The 3,860-nt window shown below is 43.4% G+C and carries 3 protein-coding genes; all 3 read right to left on the bottom strand.

Features of this window, described 5'->3' with window-relative positions; genetic code table 11:
- Positions 1 to 567: 567 nt before the first annotated feature.
- Genes mtnA through AC3WVG_RS11075 form a run of 3 tightly spaced genes read right to left on the bottom strand, consistent with a single transcriptional unit; the run spans position 568 to position 3,697 of the window.
- Complete coding sequence (gene mtnA / locus AC3WVG_RS11085; RefSeq protein ID WP_488798180.1) at positions 568 to 1,584, bottom strand: S-methyl-5-thioribose-1-phosphate isomerase; 1,017 nt, start codon at positions 1,582 to 1,584, stop codon at positions 568 to 570.
- 3 nt (positions 1,585 to 1,587) lie between these two features.
- A complete protein-coding gene (gene gatB / locus AC3WVG_RS11080; protein ID WP_488798179.1) occupies positions 1,588 to 3,018 on the bottom strand; it encodes an Asp-tRNA(Asn)/Glu-tRNA(Gln) amidotransferase subunit GatB in 1,431 nt (476 codons plus the stop codon).
- Positions 3,019 to 3,055: 37 nt separating this feature from the next.
- Positions 3,056 to 3,697: a DUF4254 domain-containing protein gene (locus tag AC3WVG_RS11075; RefSeq protein WP_488798178.1), complete on the bottom strand. Its 642-nt coding sequence runs from the start codon at positions 3,695 to 3,697 to the stop codon at positions 3,056 to 3,058.
- Between the last annotated feature and the right edge of the window lie 163 nt (positions 3,698 to 3,860).

Genomic DNA, 3,860 nt, shown 5'->3' with positions numbered 1-3,860 from the left:
GACCGAGTTAGGCAGCCTTAATTAAAATCTTTTTAAATCGTTAGCTCCAAAATTTGCTTAAAAACCTGAAAATATAATGCCCCATAACTCCAACTAATCGTGTTAAAATTTTAATTCAGGCTGCCTTCGAGGAAGTTTTTTCGCCTGTTTGACAAAAATTCCGGATTGCTTAATTGTCAATAAACAAAATTAGCTCACTTTCTATGGATTCAGGTTTCTATTTAGAGTCTGTGGCCAAACCCCATTTTGACTACCAGATTAGAAATCCTGATTTCTTGAAAGCATTGCAACGGGCTGGGTAATCCCGCACCCATTTTCAGCAAATTTTGTGGCAAAGCAAAAAATTAACTTTAAAACCATCAATGCTCATCGTTATTCAGATACTTAGTCAGAATGGGTGCGGAACGAAGCTTGCGAATAAGCAGAGCATCGAGGTGACAAAGCTAAATATCTGGTACTAGTCGCCATAACTATCGACAATAAAAGAATATTCATTTGAGTAAGATTTGGCCGCAGACTCTTTAGACACAATAGATTGCCTTGCCACATTTTTTCACGAATCGTGAATTACGACTCAAAACTATATGGAGGCCTAAACACCCCCTTTTCTGTAATAATAGCACTTATAAGCTCGTTTGGGGTTATATCAAAGGCAAAGTTAAACACCTCTACCCCCGGCGGAACAACAGCTTGACCATTGATATGGGTTACTTCACTGGCCGGTCTCTCTTCAATAGGAATGTCATCACCGGTTGGAGTTTTGGGGTCAATGGTAGACATTGGTGCGGCCACATAAAACGGAATATTGTGGGCCTTAGCCAGAAGAGCTACCCCATATGTGCCAATCTTATTGGCCACATCGCCATTTCTGGCAATACGGTCTGCGCCCACTATGACCTTGTGCACCAAGCCTTTACGCATAAGCAAAGCCGCGGCATTATCGCAAGCCACTTTAACCGGAATACCATCTTGCTTGAGCTCATAAGCCGTAAGCCTTGCCCCCTGCAAAAAAGGCCTGGTCTCATTGGCAATGACCTCAATTTTTTTACCAGCCTCGATAGCTGCCCGAATAACTCCTAAGGCCGTGCCATATCCACCCGTGGCTAAGCTTCCGGCATTGCAATGAGTCATAACCACATCTCCATCACAGAGCAGCTCCGCACCAAACTGACCCATTTTTTTATTTATGCTTATATCTTCAGCTAGAATTTTCCGGGCCAGCTCAAGCCACAAATGAGCAAGTTCCACAGGAGAATCGATTTGGCTCTTCGCCCAGGCCGAGCGCATAAAATCCACTGCCCAAACTAAATTAACTGCTGTAGGCCTGGCCTGCGATAATTCATTCAGTCCCTGGTCTATTTTGGCCTTCCATTCTCCTGCGGCAGCCGCTTCCCTGGCCAGCAAATAACAGCCAAAAGCTGCTGTAACCCCAATAGCCGGTGCACCTCGAACGACCATCTCTTTCAAGGCATAAATTACATCTTCCAGACTAGTGCAAAGAAACCACTCCTCCTTTAAAGGTAAATAGCGCTGATCGAGCAGGACCAGGGCATTCTTTTCTGAGTCGAAGTAAATGTGATTCATAAATTAACTCAACTTTTCTCTCAAAATTTTGTTCACCAAACCTGGATTGGCCTGGCCTTTTGTCTTTTTCATCACTTGCCCAACAAAAAAACCGAGCAACTTGGTCTGACCACTCTTGTACCTCTCAACTTCCTTGGGCAAACTGGCCAGAACTTCTTCCACCACCTGTTCCAAAGCACTGCTATCAGAGATCTGAACCATGCCCTTGTCCCGAACATATTCTTCGGGATCCTGACCAGTATTAAAAATTTCGGAAAAAATACTCTTCCCGATTTTACCGCTAATCAAACCATCATCAATTATTTTTATTAGTTTGGCCAAGTTCTCTGGTCTAAACTTACTCTGGCTAATATTTATTTTGGCCTCGTTAAGTTCGCGCAAGACTTCGCCCATGATCCAGTTGCTGACTTTTTTGGGCTGGTTGTAAATTTTCACTGTCTGTTCAAAAAAATCAGCCAGATCTCTCTCCGCAGTTAACACTTCCGCATCATAAACAGGCAAATCGTATTCCTGGACAAACCTGTCCTGTTTGGCAGCAGGTAGTTCTGGAAGCTCTTGTCGCCAGGCCTCAATCCACTCATCTTTCAACACCAGTGGTACCAGATCAGGATCCGGGAAGTAACGGTAATCATGGGCCTCTTCTTTCCCCCGCATGGGCTTGGTGATATTTTTTTCTGCATCGTAGAGCCTGGTTTCCTGAACTACTTTTTCTCCATCTTCAACCAGGTCAATCTGACGCTCTATCTCATATTCTAGAGCCCGCTGCACGTGACGAAATGAATTCATATTCTTGAGTTCAGTCCTTGTCCCAAATTCTTTCTGACCTTTGGGCCGAATAGAGACATTGGCATCGCAGCGGAAACTGCCCTCTTCCATGTTTCCATCACAGATATCTAAATAGACCAAAATACTACGCAAGGCCTTTAAATAAGCCACAGCTTCTTCCGGACTGCGAATATCCGGTTCAGAAACAATCTCAATCAAGGGTACTCCTGTACGGTTCAAATCCACAAAACTAACATTTTCCGCTGACGAGTGAACTGACTTGCCCGCGTCTTCTTCCATATGAATCCGGGTAATGCCTATTTTCTTCTCCTTTCCACCCACTTGAACAGTAATATAGCCGTGCTCAGCCACTGGCAGCTCATATTGGGAAATCTGATAACCTTTGGGTAAATCCGGATAAAAATAATTTTTACGGGCAAAAATTGACCTTTTGTTAATCTTACAATTCACGGCCAAAGCCATCTTAACGGCATATTCCACCGCCCTTTTATTCAGGACCGGCAACACCCCGGGCATACCCATACACACCGGGCAGGTATTTTCATTGGGATCCTTACCAAACTCTGTGGAACATGAACAAAAAATTTTACTTTTGGTTTTTAGTTGGGCATGGACCTCCAACCCAATTACAGTCTCATATTCAGGCATTTATAACACTCCATTTTTCAAATTTACCCCTTAATCCTTATCCCTTAGACCTACTATATAGTTCAGGATTAAGCTTTGGATCATTATACATCTTAAACTGAAAATAAACTTTGGGTCTTTTTAGTCCCAAAGCATATTCTTCGATCAAATCCAGAATGCTTTGCCCCAGATCTTCGTGCTGTTCCCGCAAAGTGACAAGTTTTTCTCGGCAACGGGCAATATGCTCCTTGTCAACGTCCTGACGCTGTGTCTGCTCCTGCATATGATAAATTTTCAAGCTTAAAATCGACATCCTGTCCAGAGCAGAGCCAATGGTCTCAGTATTGTATCTCGTTTTCGCCTCTTTGGGCAGGATAGTTTCTATCCTTTGCACTAACCAGGCATCCATCTTCTCAATAAGATCATTGCGCTGCTGGTTTAAACTATCAATTTCTCTTTTACAGTTGGCAATGACCTCAGGGCTGACGTCTGTCCTTCTGGCCTTATCCTCCACATGCCACAATTTAAAATTGCACAAATGCTGGGCCAGAACTATATCTTTCAAATCACTTTGGTCATCAATTTCGTCTAAAAACAATTCCGGCTCGCTCTGATGCCATTCTATCACTTTTTTTAATTGTAGGCTCCAGCAATCCCGAAGGAGATTTTTAAGAGAGTCTTTGCTGATTATTTCCTGCATAATCTTTATAATTCCCGTCTCACGCTCCTGAATCTGTGGCCAAACCCCGTTTTGACTACCAGATTAGAACTCCTGGTTTCTTGAAAGCATTGCAAAGGGCTGGACAAACCATCTTGACGAAGCTTGCGGATAAGCAGAGCATCGGGCTGACAAAGCTAAATAT

The sequence above is a fragment of the Desulfovulcanus sp. genome, from assembly GCF_982781345.1.
The sequence above is the reverse complement of the archived record's forward strand: the minus strand, read 5'-3'. Positions and strand labels throughout refer to the sequence as shown.

What these genes read in the sequence shown, in the direction of transcription:
- mtnA (WP_488798180.1), bottom strand. Translation starts at nt 1,584, where the DNA reads ATGAATCACATTTACTTCGACTCAGAAAAGAATGCCCTGGTCCTGCTC.
- AC3WVG_RS11075 (WP_488798178.1), bottom strand. Translation starts at nt 3,697, where the DNA reads ATGCAGGAAATAATCAGCAAAGACTCTCTTAAAAATCTCCTTCGGGAT.
- gatB (WP_488798179.1), bottom strand. Translation starts at nt 3,018, where the DNA reads ATGCCTGAATATGAGACTGTAATTGGGTTGGAGGTCCATGCCCAACTA.